The organism is Brevibacillus sp. SIMBA_040 (assembly GCF_046535075.1).
Lineage (GTDB): Bacteria > Bacillota > Bacilli > Brevibacillales > Brevibacillaceae > Brevibacillus.
The window spans coordinates 12,711-29,664 of the sequence record NZ_JAWRXI010000027.1 but is presented as its reverse complement, the minus strand read 5'-3'; the positions used below and the strand labels follow the sequence as shown (position 1 = coordinate 29,664).

At 48.2% G+C, this 16,954-nt stretch carries 12 protein-coding genes; 1 reads left to right on the top strand and 11 read right to left on the bottom strand.

Annotated features, from left to right (window positions below):
* Positions 1 to 10: 10 nt before the first annotated feature.
* Entirely contained in the window at positions 11 to 1,690 is a 1,680-nt protein-coding gene (locus tag SB752_RS29455) for a hypothetical protein (RefSeq protein WP_410719017.1), read from the top strand.
* Between the two features lie 52 nt (positions 1,691 to 1,742).
* On the opposite strand, the gene SB752_RS29450 is transcribed toward SB752_RS29455, so the two are convergent.
* From SB752_RS29450 to SB752_RS29400, 11 genes are all read right to left on the bottom strand, one after another.
* Positions 1,743 to 2,288, bottom strand: a complete 546-nt coding sequence (locus tag SB752_RS29450; RefSeq protein ID WP_410719016.1) for a phosphoribosyltransferase family protein — start codon at positions 2,286 to 2,288, stop codon at positions 1,743 to 1,745.
* Between the two features lie 22 nt (positions 2,289 to 2,310).
* Complete coding sequence (locus tag SB752_RS29445; RefSeq protein WP_410719015.1) at positions 2,311 to 3,372, bottom strand: NCS2 family permease; 1,062 nt, start codon at positions 3,370 to 3,372, stop codon at positions 2,311 to 2,313.
* A gap of 269 nt (positions 3,373 to 3,641) precedes the next feature.
* Entirely contained in the window at positions 3,642 to 4,721 is a 1,080-nt protein-coding gene (locus SB752_RS29440; RefSeq protein ID WP_410719014.1) for a glycosyl hydrolase family 18 protein, read from the bottom strand.
* A 28-nt stretch (positions 4,722 to 4,749) separates the two neighbouring features.
* Entirely contained in the window at positions 4,750 to 6,507 is a 1,758-nt protein-coding gene (locus tag SB752_RS29435) for a polysaccharide deacetylase family protein (protein WP_410719013.1), read from the bottom strand.
* Positions 6,508 to 6,574: 67 nt separating this feature from the next.
* A complete protein-coding gene (locus tag SB752_RS29430; protein ID WP_410719051.1) occupies positions 6,575 to 8,431 on the bottom strand; it encodes a glycosyltransferase family 2 protein in 1,857 nt (618 codons plus the stop codon).
* A gap of 26 nt (positions 8,432 to 8,457) precedes the next feature.
* Complete coding sequence (locus tag SB752_RS29425) at positions 8,458 to 9,774, bottom strand: nucleotide sugar dehydrogenase (protein ID WP_410719012.1); 1,317 nt, start codon at positions 9,772 to 9,774, stop codon at positions 8,458 to 8,460.
* Between the two features lie 27 nt (positions 9,775 to 9,801).
* Positions 9,802 to 11,256: a polysaccharide deacetylase family protein gene (locus tag SB752_RS29420; RefSeq protein ID WP_410719011.1), complete on the bottom strand. Its 1,455-nt coding sequence runs from the start codon at positions 11,254 to 11,256 to the stop codon at positions 9,802 to 9,804.
* A gap of 259 nt (positions 11,257 to 11,515) precedes the next feature.
* Positions 11,516 to 12,940, bottom strand: coding sequence for an aldehyde dehydrogenase family protein (locus SB752_RS29415; RefSeq protein ID WP_410719010.1), 1,425 nt, complete (start codon positions 12,938 to 12,940; stop codon positions 11,516 to 11,518).
* An 18-nt stretch (positions 12,941 to 12,958) separates the two neighbouring features.
* Positions 12,959 to 14,308 carry a 4-aminobutyrate--2-oxoglutarate transaminase gene (gene gabT / locus SB752_RS29410; RefSeq protein ID WP_410719009.1) on the bottom strand — a complete coding sequence of 450 codons (1,350 nt, stop codon included), beginning with the start codon at positions 14,306 to 14,308 and terminating at the stop codon, positions 12,959 to 12,961.
* A 200-nt stretch (positions 14,309 to 14,508) separates the two neighbouring features.
* On the bottom strand, positions 14,509 to 15,906 hold the full coding sequence (locus SB752_RS29405; RefSeq protein ID WP_410719008.1) for a sigma-54 interaction domain-containing protein: 1,398 nt from the start codon (positions 15,904 to 15,906) through the stop codon (positions 14,509 to 14,511).
* A 221-nt stretch (positions 15,907 to 16,127) separates the two neighbouring features.
* Entirely contained in the window at positions 16,128 to 16,739 is a 612-nt protein-coding gene (locus SB752_RS29400; RefSeq protein WP_410719007.1) for a class I SAM-dependent methyltransferase, read from the bottom strand.
* Positions 16,740 to 16,954: the final 215 nt, after the last annotated feature.

Sequence of the window (16,954 nt, the reverse complement as noted above, 5' to 3'; positions counted from 1 at the left end):
GACAAAGCATATGAAAAGCCGTACAGGCACGTATTCATTTTTAATAGGGATGACCTTGCTGTTGTTTGTGGCAGGCATCGTGCTTAGCACATCGATTTTGTTTTTGTTTGGGATCTCCGTATCCGCCATCAGCTTTTGGCTAGCGGCAATCGCTGCACTGGCTTGCCTCGTTGGCGGACTGATGAAGCTCGTAGAGGCTCGGTATGTTGCTTGGCTCGGCTCACTTCTCGTTGGTTTAGCTGTGATTGTCGGAGTCAGCTGGTACATCAGTGCAAATACGTTTGATCTCTCCTTTGACGGACAAACGTATCATCAGGAAGCGATTATCCTGTTAAAGGAAGGCTGGAACCCGGTTCATGACAGCCCGGTCGCCCCAGTCAGCACCAAGGCGATCGAGCAAATGGACAACAAAGAAATTTTGACTGCTTTTCATCTCTGGATTAATCATTACGCCAAAGGACCGTGGATGCTCGATGCGGTCATGTACAAGCTGACCGATCAGATTGAAATCGGAAAAATGTTTAACCTGCTCTTGCTTGCAGCTTCCTTTTTCCTTAGCGTAGCTGCCATGCTGACAGCCTTTCCTACCAAAAAGGGGAGAGCAGTGCTCGTCTCACTCTTGGCTGCTTTCAACCCTGTTGTCGTAACACAGGCGACCTCCTACTATATCGATGGTCAGCTCGGATCGCTCATCCTCATCATTTGTGCGCTTGGTTACTTGCTATTTAAGAATTACCGCAGCTGGGTTTTATTGACGCTTTGCGCAGCACTCATGCTGCTCGCCCAAATCAAGTTTACTGCTTTGGTGTACGCTGTGTTGCTTGGGTGCGGGCTATTGGTTCTCTTCTTTTTCTACGATCGCCAAAGAAAATGGAAGAGCCTGCTTGGATGGCTCTCCGTCAGCTTGCTTATCACCGTGGTGATCGTCGGCTTCAATCCGTACGTCACCAACACGCTTTCCAAAGGGCATCCTTTTTATCCACTGTCGGGAAAAGGCGCGGTCGATATCATGACCTCGAACAGCCCTCATAATTTTAAAGAGATCAATGCGCTGCAAAAGCTGGGGACTTCTCTGTTTAGCAAGTCTGCAAACATCGCAACGCCGAATGACACCACCTTCAAATGGCCGTTTACCGTTACGCTTGATGAACTAATGGTATTTTACGGACCGGATGTGCGTGTTTCCGGAATGGGACCTCTTTTTGGCGGGGTTCTGCTCCTCAGCTGCTTGCTACTATTTTTGCTGCTTACGACTGACAGAGCGAAGTCAAAGCCGTTCTTGGTTATCAGCGCACTCCTGCTGCTTACGGTGATCGTCAATCCCGAGAGCTGGTGGGCACGTTATGTTCCACAGCTATGGCTGATTCCCCTTCTGATTGCGATTGCTGGCTGGGGAGCTGACAAACGCCTGACCCGCACGATAACTACAGCGATGGTTGTGGTCCTGACAGTAAACATGCTGCTTGTCGGTACAGCACATACTGTAGGGCAGGTAATCATCAATGGCTATGCGAAGCAGCAGCTACAGGATATCAAGAATAGCAACAAGACGCTGACGGTAGATTTTCATCACTTTACTGCGATCCGCATCCGCCTGCAGGAAGCAGGGATTCCGTTTGTGGAGCAAAAGATTGAGGATAAGAATGCGAAGGGGATTGTGGCTTCCCGAGCGGTCTATCTCTTGAAATAATTGCGAAAAACTCCCCTTCCGAGCATTCAGAAGGGGAGTTTTATTTTGATCGTTACTCATGTGGGAACAGTGGAAGCTCCTGCAAAAACAAGATGTCGGTACGCTTGGCAGCGTCGCCCTCAGCCAAGATAGCTGCTCTCGCAACAACATTGCCGCCCGCCTGTACGACCAGATCCTCAATCGCCTGCAACGATTTGCCTGTGCTGATCACGTCATCGATGATCGCAACCCGCTTGCCCGCGATCTCTCTGGCATCTGCCCCATCGAGACAAAGGATTTGTTTTTTCTGTGTGGTGATCGACTCTACTTCGTTAATCAGCGGCGCATCCATGTACGGCTTGGTGCTCTTCCGCGCTACATAGTATTTTTTCATGTGAAGCACACGCGAAACCTCGAAAATGAGGGGAATGCCTTTTGCTTCAGCGGTAATTAGTACGTCTACCTCTGGCAGCTTTTCAGCTAGCAGTGGAGCAGCGGCTGTTACGAGCTCAGTGTCTCCTAAAATGACGAAGCTGGCGATGCTCAAATTATCTGCAATCGGCATGATCGGAAGTTCACGTGTCACTCCTGCTACTTCTAGCGAATACGTTTTTTCCATGGTACTCCCTCCTGTTTCCATTCTACATTCCAAAGAAGCTTATCAATACTCTCATCAGCAAGCCTGCCAGCATTCCGAAGAACGGATCGGAAATCGCTGTAACCACCATGGTCATGCCCCCAACCAGTCCAGACGAAGGATCTCCTGAGGTCAGGGCAGCAGTAGCGTTTCCAGGCACAGTTACAATAGCCCCGAGCACAAACAAAAATCCGGAAATCGATTCACTCGGAATATAGCGGCCGATCTTTGGCAGCAAACCAGCGAACAGGATTGCAGCCATCAGTACCATCATCAATACCCCAGAAGCTACCGGATTTGGCGCGCCAGCAGTCGCAGAAATAATCGCTTCTACCGGGGCACCCCCGAACAAGGCTGACACCATATCCGCTACGCTGCTAATGACACTGAGTGTATCAATGTTTACATCCGATTTCGCAATCTCCCCATTAATTTGGCCAAAAGCGATATTTGCACCGATGTTCAAGCAGACCATCGCCATCGCTCCACGCAGAATAGCCGGGGAAAACGTCAGCTTTTGTAGCACGAGGCGATCATTAGCGAGTGGCTTGATCGCACCGTCTTGCTTCAGCACAATCGCTACGACACTGGATACCAGCACAGATACAGTAACGGTATAAACCAAATCCTTGGTCATGAAATACGTGAGCAAGCCTGTAGCCATCGAGGTAGCACCGACAGGCATGTTGTTCCGGGCCATGTCCCAGGACACGCGTGCCAACATGATCCCTACGCCCGCCATCATCCCGTTCGTAATAACCGGGCCAATGAAGTCTACGATTTTCTCCAAAAAGCCGAACAAACCAATAATCGTCATAATAATTCCGCCAACAAAAATCATCGACAGTCTTTCTCTCATGCTTTTGCCAATCGTTCCAGCCAGAGCAATCGTCTCCGCCTGATAGGACACGACTGCCACTGAGCCAGTGAGGGCATTACCAGCCGCACCAACAAGGAAAGCCAAGGCAGTAGGTACAGATGCAAAGCCCAAAGATAGCGCAAGCAGACCTTGCGGCAGGCCGTTTAATACGACACTGAGAGCCGCAATGATGTCTTTCCATTCCATGTTTCTCTTCTCCTTCATTTCAAAAATCATTTTGAACGATCATTTTTCACAAGTGTTAAATTAACACAAAAACCGATCTTTTTCAAATGTTAATTTGATAATGTTCGTGTTTTGTTCTGTTTTATTAAATGCCAATCTGATGATTTCAATTACACTCGCCATAATTCGAACATTAGTATGTGTGACCAACATAAAAAAAGAGAACGACGCTTTTTCTGCGTGTCCTCTGATTCTTTTTCTTTGATTACATGCTCCAGCCAGATCGTTGTTTATTCATTGACATAGTCTAGTACGCCTTGTCCAAGATCGCCAAGTCTCCATAAGGCGATCTTGTCGTATCCCGATTTTCTCGCCACGCCAATCCATTGTGACAACGTGACCTCATCCGCATACCACACCGTATGTGTGATTCCTTCTTTGTCCACGTATTGAAAAGAGAGACTGCCACTTGCTTCATCGCGCTTTGCAGGCTCCAAGCTGGTTTGTGCCAGCTGTACAGCCTGCTTTTCGGTTACAGACGTTACTTTGCCTGACTCTGACCAGTCAAACCCGCCAAGCGCCAATGCAATCATGTTTTTGCCTGGGACCTTTTTTAAGCGATTGGCCAGCTTCTCGATAAAAGCAGGATCGGCTTTTGGTCCTGGTCCCGTCTTCGTGCCGTGCAAATTATAGGCCATCATCACGTAAGTAGGCCCCTCTGGCAGCGAAATCTCCTCGATCGGCGTACGCGGCTCCAGTACGACCCGCAATGTTTTACCGGCCGCATGCAGCTTGTAGTACAGCTCCCGATAAAACACGATGACATTGTACCAGTCTTTTCGATCAATCTTTTCGTAATCAATCTCGACACCATGAAAATTATTCGAGATGACAGCATCCATTATTTCCTTGATATGCTTCTCACGGCTCTCATCCGTTGCCAGAAGCCTCGAGACGATAGCAGAGTCCTTTTGTACCTCGGTCCCGTCTTTATTTATTCGGTCGTTTACAATCGTCAAATCGACATTCACAAAGCTGCCTTGCTTGGAAATATCATGAATCACCGGCAGTGCCTTCTGAAATTGATCCGTAAACAACAGCTTGTCCGATTCATCAAAATACGCGGCAAACGCCTGAACACTGGACAAGCCGTCTGTCATACGATCGAAGTCCGCTGTCGCTTCCTGCCACTGCCAATCAACGACCCACGCAGTCAGCTCCAGGTTTTTCTTTTGTTCCGCTGCATCGACCTTTTTCAGGCTATCGCCATTATCCCCGTTCTGCAAATACCAGGCGACCATACCACCAAAGATCAGCAGCATTGCCGTCAGGATCACGCCTCGCCTGCCTACCAGATTAGTTTTTGACACCTGGAACGAATCCCCTTTGCTGCTTAATTTAGAAGGTGTCGATCACCCAATCGATAGAAGCATCAATCGCATTCTCGACTCGTGCCACTACAGCCTGGAACCCGGTGTAAATATTCGTGAACAATACCGTTTCTTCGGCTCCCTCGGCTCCTGGTGAAGCCACCTTTACATCCGTAAAGACGCCATCATAAATATCATCTTTTTTGTTCACTTCGCTGTATTCAGCTTCAAGTGCGACGCCGCCTTCAATGGTACTGTCGATCTTCTGGCTGTCCAGCAGTACTTCCTTGTCAACCGTTACACGTAAGGAGTCTCCTTTTAAAGCAATCTCCATCTGACGTGAGTTCTGAATATTGATCGGATACTCTTCCAATTTGGGAGCACCTGCTTCGCCCTGCTCCCGCGTATAGACCGACGCCCGATCAAAAGACAGGTCCAACGGGTTCCACACTACATCACTTAATTTAGTTGTGAACAATTGCTTTACTTCACCCTTGGGCTGCTTTTGCTCTACGGTCAGCTTATTATCATGCAGAACAATTCGAATAAAGCTGTCCTTGAGACGGTCGTACCGAACATAAATAGTCTGCTTGCCGATCACATTTCCTTCCAGCTTGGCCGAAATGTTCAAATCACGGTGGCTCGCACTATTCTTTAAATATAACATCCCAGCTGCCCCAGGAGGGGAGGTTAACGCAATTTTGTTTTCCATAAATTCCGCTGTCCCGCTATACCGATCCCATTTCCCAGCGAGCTCTTCATCACCACGTACGAATTTCATTTTTTGCCCGGTATCATGTTGTATTCTCATCAACAGATGGTTGGTATACCAGTAAGGGGCTGGCTGCACCCTAGTCAGATCGTACAGATTGCTTTTGCTATCGTTGTAAGCATTGCCTTCCCGATTAAAATGCATCTTGAACAGCTCTTTGATGTTCACGTCATTTGCATCGGATACCAAGCGGTTCATCCCGTCATACAGCGTATTGGCATGCATGATCATATAGACTCCCGGTACGAATCCCAGCTGGCTAGAATAGATGTCTTTGATTTGTTTGTAATCGTAGTGAATCCGCTCTTCCATTTTGCTTCGATCTTCTATCGGAATCATGTTGTGATCCCGGATAAAATCCATCAAGTAGTGATTGTAATAGCCGACCTTTGTTTTGTTCGACAGCTCACCCTCATCCTTGACTCCAATAAAATGCCCTTCGTTATCAAAGACGTTAATGTAAGTAAGACGGTAGCCATTAGTGCCCATTTCCCAAAAGCCGGACCTCATCATTTTCAGCATATCCTTGGGCTGAAGGAATTTATTTTCGCTGTTCCCCATCTTGTTGGCATAAGAGAGGATCGTTGCCTTGTAATTGTATTTTTCTAGAGCTGGCTGGGCAAACAAGCTCGAATCATTACGTCCGTCCTCAAAGGATAAAAATAAGGCCTTGTCAGGAAGCGACTTCTTTTTCTCATAAAAATCAATGATATCCTGCTGAGAAATCGTAACGTAGCCTTGATCATAGAGCGCCTGAAGCTGCTCATCCAATTGCTTTTTGGCAATTAATTTAGGAGTACCGGACCGACCTACGCCAAAATAAGAGAGCGCAATAAAGCCTTTATCGTTGTTCCAGCTCGCTTGATCCGGTTCCTTGTATTTCACGACATCAAAAATCACGGTGTATAGCATTATACCCAAGGCCAGCAAGATCGCGGTTTGCATAATCGTTCTGATGATTTTCCTGCGATTTTTCTTACGATAGTCAAGGGCAGTATTTTGTTTCTTATTCATAACTCCTGCCACCCTCACTCCCTGTGTCTTTCGATCCCTATGCCACGTACGTAACCGTTTCTACGCATTAAAAAGGTAAGCTGATCCCCTTTTTCTTTTGTTTGCGCGCTTCTTTTTTCAGCCTTGCCTCAACATCCTGCGGCGTTTCGCGAGTACCCCACGTCGATTTCCAGAAGGTTACCCAAGCGACAGGCATTTGCCAGAGCAAAACGAACTCATAGAAGACACAGAAGACGATTCCGAATAGCCATAGCTTGCTTTTGCGGAAAAACAGATGCGCCAGACTCATCAGTAGCGCCATCAATAATAGCCCCATCAAAAAGGTGCCCGGGAACACATGATGAACAAGCGGTACATAGCCTAAATTGTAGAGAACGATAACAGGTGCAGCGATAGGTACGATCAGTCCAATGTAGAAGAACAGAGCCATGAAGGGCTCTTTACGCCAAATGAACGAGCTCGCGCGTAGTGATTCCCGTAACCAGGAGCGCTTCCAACGCATCTGCTGCTTCAAAAATACACCCATATCTGAGGGAACAATCGTGGAGCAAATCGCTGAGTCCTGATAGCCCGTGCGATGGGTTTTCAAAATAAAGTTCGTCATGCTTCGGTCGTCCCCGAAGGTAGCTGGTTGTCCGAGAAACTTTTGGTTTAACCACGCTTCGGAATGCTCGAGAATGAGCTCTTTCCGGTAGCAGGATAATGGTCCCGACAAGCAAGTTACGCTATCAAACCACGATTCCGCTGCCTTCATGATCCGAAAGGCAATGTAGTAACGGACCGTTTGCAGCTTGGTGATCGTATTCGTGAATTTGTTCTCCACGTCTGTACGTCCCGCGACACCGCCCATGCGCGGATCTTGGAATGGTTGCACCAGGTTTCTGATCGCAGTAGGCTCCAAAAAGCTGTCTGAGTCTACGAAAACGACCAGATCATGCTTCGCCATCTCTACCCCTCGTACCAGTGCGACCCGTTTACCACCGTTTTCAGGCAGTACATGCATTTTCACGCGTTCTTTTGTTAAATACCGTCCTGCCTCGTTGTGGACCATCGCGATGACTTTTTCGATCTGTTCCACAGACTTATCCGTCGACCGGTCATCCACGACGATAACCTCCAGCTTGTCGATCGGATAGTTCTGATTCACACAGCTCAAGATCGTCCGGTGAATCCACTCTTCTTCATTGAAGCAGGGGATAATAATGCTCACACCTGGCGTATAATCCGGATTGACAGGCACGTCCCGGTACAAAGCTCCGAATAAGTACCGCGTCAGCAAAAAAGCCGCCGCAATGAGACTGTATAAGTACAAATAAATATTGTATTTGAAATAAATAATGCTCTCGGCGCGCATGAGCATAACGAAAAGTGCTGCTACGAACAAGGAAGCACTCGCCATATAAATCGCGTAACCCCACCGCTTCTTCTGGAAATAATCGGTGAGCGGCTTGGAAAATTCAAACGCCATCATCAGTATTTCCTGATCGTCCTGCTGACGGGTGAAAATGCGTACCACTGTGGCATCCAGCTTAACGGACGATTCAAATCCTTCCGGCATCGTACCAGGTGGGATATTGCATTGAATATTGACGACACTCCCGACTTGCAGGCTGTCTATAGGAGCACTCAGCTCGACCAAAAGACCTGATGAGGAAATGTCGACTGCTTTTGCCTTGATCCCGCTCTTCGCTTTTTCTCTTCTGGGCACAAGCAGCACCTCAAAATCAGCCATATAGCGCAGACTAAGCAACCGCAATCGGTTGATGTATTCTGGGTCCTCCTGATCACTATTTTCTGGGTCATCCTTCACACCCCTGCGATCCACCTGAACACGGATGTTCTCCGGGTCGGGCACATTTGAGAGTATGCGCCTATCCGCTCTGGAAACCGTCAGTATCTCTACGATTTTCTTTTTCTTCTTCATCACTGTCGCTCTCTCCAATCTATTTATTACAAGCTCCAGTAATAAAAACCGTTGTTCTCAAACTCTTTTTTCTTATATATCCCTTTGATATCTATCATCACTTTTGTCTGCTTCTCCCCGTACCATTTTTGAAAATCCTCTATTCTCATTTCAGCGAATGGAGCATGGGGAACCGCGACAACTACGATATCCAAATGACTTAGTGTTGACATGTCTGTAAGCTCAATTCCATACTCTTCATAAGCTTCCTTCGGGTCTACCAAAGGATCTACTACAAGCGGTACAATGCCATAATCGTTCAGCTCTTCGATAATATCGGTTACCTTTGTATTTCGGATGTCGCTGCAATTTTCCTTGTAAGACAATCCCAAAAGTCCGATTCGAACATTTGGAAGATCCAGCTTCAAGCGGACGAGAAGCTTAATAATCTGCTGGGCAACATAGACGCCCATCCCATCGTTAATATGTCTTCCCGCCAAAATGATCTTGGAATGATAGCCACTGTCCTCTGCCTTATAAGTTAAGTAGTAGGGATCGATGCCAATGCAATGCCCGCCTACCAGTCCAGGTGTAAAAGGAAGAAAATTCCATTTTGTTCCAGCAGCCTCAAGCACGGCTTTTGTCTCAATTCCCATTTGGTGAAACAGCATCGACAGCTCATTCATGAAGGCAATATTAATATCACGCTGTGCATTTTCGATCACTTTTGCTGCTTCGGCAACCTTAATGCTATCGGCTTTGTACACACCCGCTTTAATTGCCAGCTCGTACACTCTGGCAATCGTTTCAAGTGCTTCCTGGTCAATCCCGGACACGATCTTCACGATGTTTTCCAAGCGATTGACCTTGTCACCTGGATTAATTCTTTCTGGGGAGTAACCAACCTTGAAATCGTCCGGGCAGCGCAGTCCAGACTCGGCTTCCAAAATGGGGATGCAGATATCCTCCGTTACTCCTGGATACACCGTCGATTCAAAAACAACGACCGCCCCTTTTCTGAGCTGCCTTCCCACCATCCTTGTGGCGTTTTTCACAAAGTGGAGATCCGGTACATTTCCGCTTTTCACAGGGGTGGGAACGGCGACGATAAAAAAGCCCGCTTCGCCAAGCCGGGCTTCGTCAGCGGTAAACTCTACCGTGCACCCACTCGCCAAATCTTCCTCACCCACATCCTCGCTTAAAAACTTGCCATTCTGATAAGCCTCTATCTTATTTCGATTCACATCGAAGCCAATTACATTTGCCCGTTTCGATAATGCCGCTGCAATGGGAAACCCCACATAACCAAGACCTACTACCGCAATCTTTTCCTGCCTGTCCACAATGGCTTCGAATAAATCCATATTGTTTTTCCTCGCTTTGTATAAAAATTAACCAAACATATCTGTCATTCTCACAAACGTGTAGCCCTTGCTTCTGAGCTTATCGATGACAGTTGGGAGCGCCTCCACTGTGTGGATATCATCTAGCAGATGCAGCAACACCACACTTCCGTTTTTCGTCTGCTCCATGATAGCCGCTACGATATCATCCGCACTGTTGCTTTTTACAAAATCGGAAGGTGTGACATCGTAGATCGCGACGGTGTGGTAGCCGGTCGCAGCTACTGCCTGTAAGGTAAGCTCATCGAATTCACCTGTAGGCGGGCGGAAATACATCGTAGGCTTTTCTTGAATGGCTTCTGTAATGATCCGATGGGCTTTTACAATTTCCTCCTGTAGCTGCTCTGGCGTAATCTTTGTATTCACCGGATGGGAATACGTATGATTGGCAACATCGTGGCCACCCTCGGCAATGGCTCGTGCCAGATTGGGATTTCGCTCTACGCCGTCGGCTCGCAAAAAGAACGAAGCCTTGACGCCCTTTAGCTCCAAAATATCAAGTATTTTCGTAACCGCAGCGTCCGTTCCCCAATCGTCAAAAGATAGCGCCACTTCTTTTTTATTCGTTTCTTTGCGATAAATCAGCCTGTAGGGAGTGCCATCGATTTTTTCATTAATCTTGGCCGCATCGTATCCAGGAATGGCTTCCAATGGCTTGCGCTCGCCGCCCTGCTCAATCAATTGGTGCACAGTGACAAATTTGTACCCGACATCTGCCGCGGCTTCAGCGATGAGTGGAATATCTCCCACTAGCTGCTTGTTTTCCTCCGTATCGATGGCAATAATCCCGCCGCGATTTATGTATTTCCGCAGGTAGTGTCGTTTTTCTTCCTCTGTCTCCTTCTGCCAATTGTGCAAAAACAAACTATACGAAATCACAGCTGCTTGTCCATTCTGAGCGGTTGCCAGACGAATATCGTCATTGTAGTCACCCAGCTTGGTCCTGACATACCGCGGCACTACTCCTGTTTCTTTCTCAATGACTTCGTTCGCTAATTGAATTTCCGAATACAGCTTTTCATACGGCAGCCTGGTCAAATCCACCCGACTAAGCGTATTGTTCTCAATTTCATGGCCTCTGGATAAAATGGTTCTGGCAATATCAGGCTCCTCCGCTACGCGCATACCCGGCAGAAAAAAAGTAGCCTGAATATGATACCGATCCAGCTCATCCAAGAGCTTCAGCATGGTCTCTTTGTCACCCATGCCATTAAAGGTGAGAGACAGCTGCCTTTTCGTCGTATACACAAGCGATACTGCCTTACTCTTTTCCCCTTCGTAGCGAACAATTTTTTGGGCAGGTGCTTGGTTGTCATCGTTTTCCTGCGGGGTGTCACTTCGCCCATATGGAGCACACCCTGCCAGCAAGGCCAACATACATACCAGCCAGATTCCGTTCATAAAGAAGCCTTTTTTCCTGGCTGCCTTATTGCATTCTGTCATCTTTTTTGCTCCTTCTTTCCGTAACCGTGAACCTACTTATCTACTGATTAGCATAAGAAGAGAATGTCATATAAACAACAACCAGAATAAGGGATCTCCATATCTAGCGCGTTATATAACACTCTCTATTTTACGATAAGGAAATATACCATTTCTGAACAAAGCAATCCTGTAAATAGGACGAACGTCTCAAAAGAACGTTACTTGGTTTATTTTGGGAAACAAAAAGACGAGCCTCCAAGGACTCGTCAATAAATGGTTATAGCTTGATTGCGATTAATTTCAGCTCCGTTAATTCCTCTACTGCATATTTGATGCCTTCACGGCCGAAGCCGCTATCTTTTACTCCACCGTATGGCATATTATCTACACGGAAGGTTGGGATATCATTGATCATCACGCCGCCCACTTCCAGCTCCTCGGCTGCGCGCATAGCTGCGTGAATATCACTCGTATAGATCCCTGCCTGCAGGCCAAAACGGGAATCGTTGACGGCTTCGATCGCCTCGTCGATGGTCTCAAATGGTGTTACGACTACGATTGGACCGAATACCTCCTGGCAAGAGCAAGAAACATGTGCTCCTACGTTGGTCAGAATCGTAGGTGCATAGAGGCGATCCGAAACAGCTTTGCCTCCGGTTACGACATGTGCCCCTGCATCGACTGCTTCCTGTACCCATGCACCCATCCGCTCATGATCCTTCAAAGAGATGAGCGAGGACATGTCTGTTTCCTCTTTCAGCGGATCACCCAGCACCAATTTCTCTGTGGCTGCCTTGAACTTATTCAGGAATTCCTCGTACTTGCTTTGGTGAATGTAGACGCGTTGGAGCGAAATGCACACCTGACCGCTAAAAGAAAACGCCCCCATCACGCAGCGGTCAATCAGCGCTTGCGTAATTTCTACATTGTGATCGATGATAACAGCCGAGTTGGAGCCGAGCTCCAGAGTCACGCGCTTGAGTCCTGCCTTGTTTTTCATCGCGATACCGACCGCAGGGCTGCCTGTAAACGTAATGGCGGCGATGCGACTGTCGCCCACCAGCTTTTCACCCACAACGGCACCTTTTCCAGGCAAAATATTGAGAGCACCCGCCGGCAAACCAGCTTCGGCAAAAATGTCCGCCAATATCAGCGAGCTGAGTGGCGTCTGGCTAGCTGGCTTCAAAACCACTGTATTTCCAGCCGCAATCGCTGGTCCTACTTTGTGTGCAACCAGATTGAACGGGAAGTTAAACGGAGTGATCGCTCCCACGACACCGATCGGCTTGCGAACGGTAAAGGCCAGACGTCCTTCGCCACCCGGAGCCGCATCGAGTGGTACGGTTTCTCCGTGAATGCGCTTGGCTTCCTCCGCAGCGAATTTGTAGGTTTGGATCGTACGGGCGATTTCTCCGCGTCCTGTACGCACTGGCTTCGCAGCTTCCTGCGCCAGAATGACCGCCAGCTCCTCCTTGCGTTCCTCCATGATGGCAACTGCTTTTTCCAAAATCAGTGCACGCTGGCTAGCAGGCATCTTCGCCATCACTTTACTCGCTGCCTTCGCTGCCTCGATTGCTTCATCTACATCGCGTTCGTCCGCTTGAGCAATCTCCGCCAGCAGCTCGCCAGAAAAAGGGGAGTAGAGAGGTGCATATTCTTTTGCTTCTTTCCATTGTCCATTGATGTAGAGATGCTTTTTCATAGTGACCTCCCGCGCAAATTAGTTCGTTACGTATTGGCTTTTCAGTACATCCGTCATAATATCAAGCGCTTCCTCCAGCTGCTCGTCGGTAATGACCAGTGGAGACAAGAAACGAAGCACGTTGCTGTGTACACCAGCGGAAAGCACGATAACACCGGACTCGTAGCAGCCTTTTGTCAGACCAGCTACCAGCTCTTTTGCAGGTGCTTTTGTTTGTGGATCGACAAATTCTACTGCGCACATCGCACCAAGACCGCGAACCTCTGCAATCACAGGGAAATCTTTTTGCAGTGCAGTGAAATGCTGTTTAATGGTGTCGCCGATGTATTGCGCACGTGCTGCCAGGTTTTCGCGCTCCATTTTCTCGATAACAGCGAGTGCCGCTACGCAGCCAAGCGGGCTTCCTCCATAGGTACCGCCGATTTCACCTGCATTCGGAGCGTCCATAATTTCAGCGCGACCTGTAACAGCCGAGATTGGCAGACCAGCTGCGATCGATTTTGACATGGTGATAATGTCTGGTTCGATTCCGAACTGTGTAGAAGCAAACATCGAGCCTGTGCGGCAGAAGCCTGTTTGAATCTCGTCGGCGATGAACAAAATACCGTGCTTTTTGCAAATTTCATAGACCGCTTGCACGAAGGATACAGGTGGTACGATGAATCCGCCCTCGCCCTGAATTGGCTCCATGATGACCGCAGCTACTTCTTCAGGAGCTACTTCTGTTAGCAGGAAGTCTTCAAATTGACGAACGCAAAATTGCGCGTACTCATCATCCGTCATAGAAGCTGGCTTGTTCATCGGATATGGGAACTGTGCTTTATACGTAGCCGGAGCAAATGGACCCATCTGGAATTTGTACGGCTTTACTTTAGAGGTGAGCGACATGCCGAGCAGCGTACGTCCATGGAAGCCACGGCTAAAGGAGATGATTCCTGGGCGCCCTGTATATTTGCGAGCAATTTTCACCGCGTTTTCTACTGCTTCCGCACCGCTGTTTGCCAGCATCGTTTTCTTTTCAAAGCTGCCAGGAGTGATTTGCGTCAGCTTTTCAGCAAGTGCTACATATGGCTCATACATGCCTACGTGGAAGCATGGGTGAATATACTTGTCGAGCTGTTCTTTGAGTGCATCTACCACTTCTTTTGGACAGTGGCCTGCATTCAGCGTACCGATCGCCCCGGCGAAATCAATGTAGGTATTGCCATCCACGTCATTAACCAGTGCACCAGAAGCTGTTTCTACAAAGATTGGCGAATTGTTGCCAACGCCCTTTGGAACGTACTGCTTTCTTTTTTCAATCAGAGCCGCTCCTTTTGGACCAGGTACACCTGCAGCTACATTTACGAATTTACGCTGTTTGGACATATCGTATCTCTCCTTCTATAAATGAATGGTTTATTGTAAGAGTTATGCCTTCAGCTACGTAAATATAGCAATACCTGTGCCAACGAAAAAAGCCTGATTTTATCTGCATTTTTAGTTGGTGTTTTACCCTCAAAATTCAAAAATGAATCAAATACGCAGGAAATCTCGATTCATTTTTGAATTGATTATTTACTTTTGAATCAAGTTGACCTGACCTGATATTTTTGCAGCTTCCTGACGACCGATGGCTGGCTAATCCCTAAAAGCTGAGCCATTTCTGCCGTCGTCCGACAACGCTCTGACGCGTAGCGGAGCCATTTTTCCTCTACCTGCTCCAGCGCTTCCTTTAATGATATCGAAGCGATCCCCGGCTCCAACATCGCTTGCTCCTCACCTGCGACACTAATTTCGGCAGGTAGATGCTGCGGTGTAATCACATCCTCATCAGCCGTTACGACCATTCGCTCCAACACATTTTCCAGCTCTCGAACGTTTCCCGGCCAGGAATAGTGCATCAAAGCGTGTGTCGCCGGGGGGTCTAACCGCTTATCCATGCCGTACCGCTCGTTGAGTGTGCGTATGACGAGCTTGATCAGGGCAGCGATATCCTCCGGCCTGTTGCGCAGCGCTGGCACCTGAATCGGCACGACATTCAAGCGAAAATAAAGGTCCTGTCTAAACTTGCCATCCTTCACCATCTTCTCCAGATCGCGGTTGGTGGCAGCAATCAAGCGAAAATCCACATCCCGGTACTGCATACTGCCTACTCGCTGCAGCCGTTTTTCCTGTATGACCTTTAAAAGCTTTGCTTGCAGCGGCAGCGGCAGCTCTCCCAGCTCGTCCAGGAGCAGTGTTCCTTGATTCGCCAGTTCAATAATGCCAGGCTTTCCATTCTTTCCAGCCCCTGTAAAAGAACCTGCTTCATAGCCAAACAACTCCGACTCCAGCAAGCCCTCGGGGATCGAACCGCAATTTATCTCTACGAACTGACCACCTGCGCGTCGGCTGTGACGGTGTATTTCTTTGGCAATGACATTTTTTCCGACTCCTGACTCGCCCAGGATCAGCACTGTGGAATCAACTACCGCGACCTTTTTGATCAAACGCTCGATGACCTGCATCGGCTGACTGACAGCTACGAAGCCCTCGTTGTTTTTTTCGCGCAGCTCCTCGATCTCGGTTTCAAATTGCTTCAGCTGTTCTGTCAGACTCTCGTAACGATGCTTTAGCTCCAAAATCTCTGTCAAATCATGGGAGTAGCTAATGACCGAATGCAGGGAGCCGTCCTCGTTCCATACAGGATAGGCTGTTACCATCAGCTTTTTCCCGCCGGTGATTTCCTGCATCGTTGTTTGTGGTGTCCTCGCCTCGATTACTTTACGTGTTACAGAGGGAGAGAATACCTTTTCTTTTTCGAGCTGAATGACGTTTCTGCCCAGCAGCTGCTCTTTTTCCAGACCGTACATCTCGTAGCAGGAATCACCGACCAGCTGAATATACCCTTCCCCATCGGTAATCAACAGGTGGTCACGAGAGGTGTCAATAATCCCTTCCAATACGCGGCTCATCCATTTATCCTGGCTCTCATTGCTCTTCATCCTGCTGCCTCCCCTCCTGAGTCAAGGTTGGTGATTCGGTCTTTCTATCTAAAAAGGGGACACAAGACTGCCGCTGTATCCCCATCGCTTTTACATATATTTTCTTCATTATAGGAGAATCGCCCAACACCTACAACCAGTAGACTACGTATGTGATCAGGCAGGACTCGGTAGTCGGCAAAAGTATGTTCACAGAATTTGATGAACTGCGCATCCCTCTGTCAGGTGACGGGCTTTTTCAGGCACCACGTACTCATACAACGCTGTCCAGCGACATTTACCGTTTTAATCGGCTCAAACAGCGTACCCTTGAGTGCCGCCGTAGTCTCCAGCATCGTTTCTTCGTTCACTAGAAAACGGGTGCTGCCGTCAGGTAACAAATAGCGTTCCTCTCCCAGCGGTTTGATCCTATCTTCTATACCAATCGATGAAGCCAAACGGATAAACAACATTCCCCCTGGTGCAAGAACCCGCCACAGCTCCTGAATCATTTGTAGAAAGTGAGCTTTATCCTCGGCAAAATGTAGCACCGCATTGCTTATGACAAAATCAAAGCTCTCGGAGGAAAAGCTCATACGCTCAACCGCCTCTACACGCGCCTGCTCCTCTGACCAGTCTGGAGCAAGCGCCGCTCCAAGCTCCCGAACCGCACGTATTGCTTCCTCCGAGCGATCTACGGCGTGTACCGTATAGCCATTGCGCAAAAAATAGACCAGATTGCGTCCACTGCCACAGCCGGCATCGAGAATGCGCATATCCTTTGTAATTCGCCCTTTTAACAACTGATCAAACAAATAAATATCGATATTGCCAAACTGCTCAGCGAGACTCATGTTCGATCCCTGCCTTTGTTTTTTTCTCATTCTAACATGCTATACTAGTGGCATTTAGCGTCTACCTGCTAGAAAGGGGGTCATCCCTATGTTTGCCCTGAACAACCTAGACAGTCTCCTGGAGCTTTTTTTCGACGGCGTCATTATTACTGACAAGGACATCCACCACTGAAGCAAGCGGGCAAAGGGATTCCTCCACTGCGTGAACGAAAAGT

What these genes read in the sequence shown, in the direction of transcription:
- SB752_RS29455 (WP_410719017.1), top strand. Translation starts at nt 11, where the DNA reads ATGAAAAGCCGTACAGGCACGTATTCATTTTTAATAGGGATGACCTTG.
- SB752_RS29450 (WP_410719016.1), bottom strand. Translation starts at nt 2,288, where the DNA reads ATGGAAAAAACGTATTCGCTAGAAGTAGCAGGAGTGACACGTGAACTT.
- SB752_RS29445 (WP_410719015.1), bottom strand. Translation starts at nt 3,372, where the DNA reads ATGGAATGGAAAGACATCATTGCGGCTCTCAGTGTCGTATTAAACGGC.
- SB752_RS29435 (WP_410719013.1), bottom strand. Translation starts at nt 6,507, where the DNA reads ATGAATAAGAAACAAAATACTGCCCTTGACTATCGTAAGAAAAATCGC.
- SB752_RS29430 (WP_410719051.1), bottom strand. Translation starts at nt 8,431, where the DNA reads ATGAAGAAGAAAAAGAAAATCGTAGAGATACTGACGGTTTCCAGAGCG.
- SB752_RS29425 (WP_410719012.1), bottom strand. Translation starts at nt 9,774, where the DNA reads ATGGATTTATTCGAAGCCATTGTGGACAGGCAGGAAAAGATTGCGGTA.
- SB752_RS29420 (WP_410719011.1), bottom strand. Translation starts at nt 11,256, where the DNA reads ATGACAGAATGCAATAAGGCAGCCAGGAAAAAAGGCTTCTTTATGAAC.
- SB752_RS29415 (WP_410719010.1), bottom strand. Translation starts at nt 12,940, where the DNA reads ATGAAAAAGCATCTCTACATCAATGGACAATGGAAAGAAGCAAAAGAA.
- gabT (WP_410719009.1), bottom strand. Translation starts at nt 14,308, where the DNA reads ATGTCCAAACAGCGTAAATTCGTAAATGTAGCTGCAGGTGTACCTGGT.
- SB752_RS29405 (WP_410719008.1), bottom strand. Translation starts at nt 15,906, where the DNA reads ATGAAGAGCAATGAGAGCCAGGATAAATGGATGAGCCGCGTATTGGAA.
- SB752_RS29400 (WP_410719007.1), bottom strand. Translation starts at nt 16,739, where the DNA reads ATGAGTCTCGCTGAGCAGTTTGGCAATATCGATATTTATTTGTTTGAT.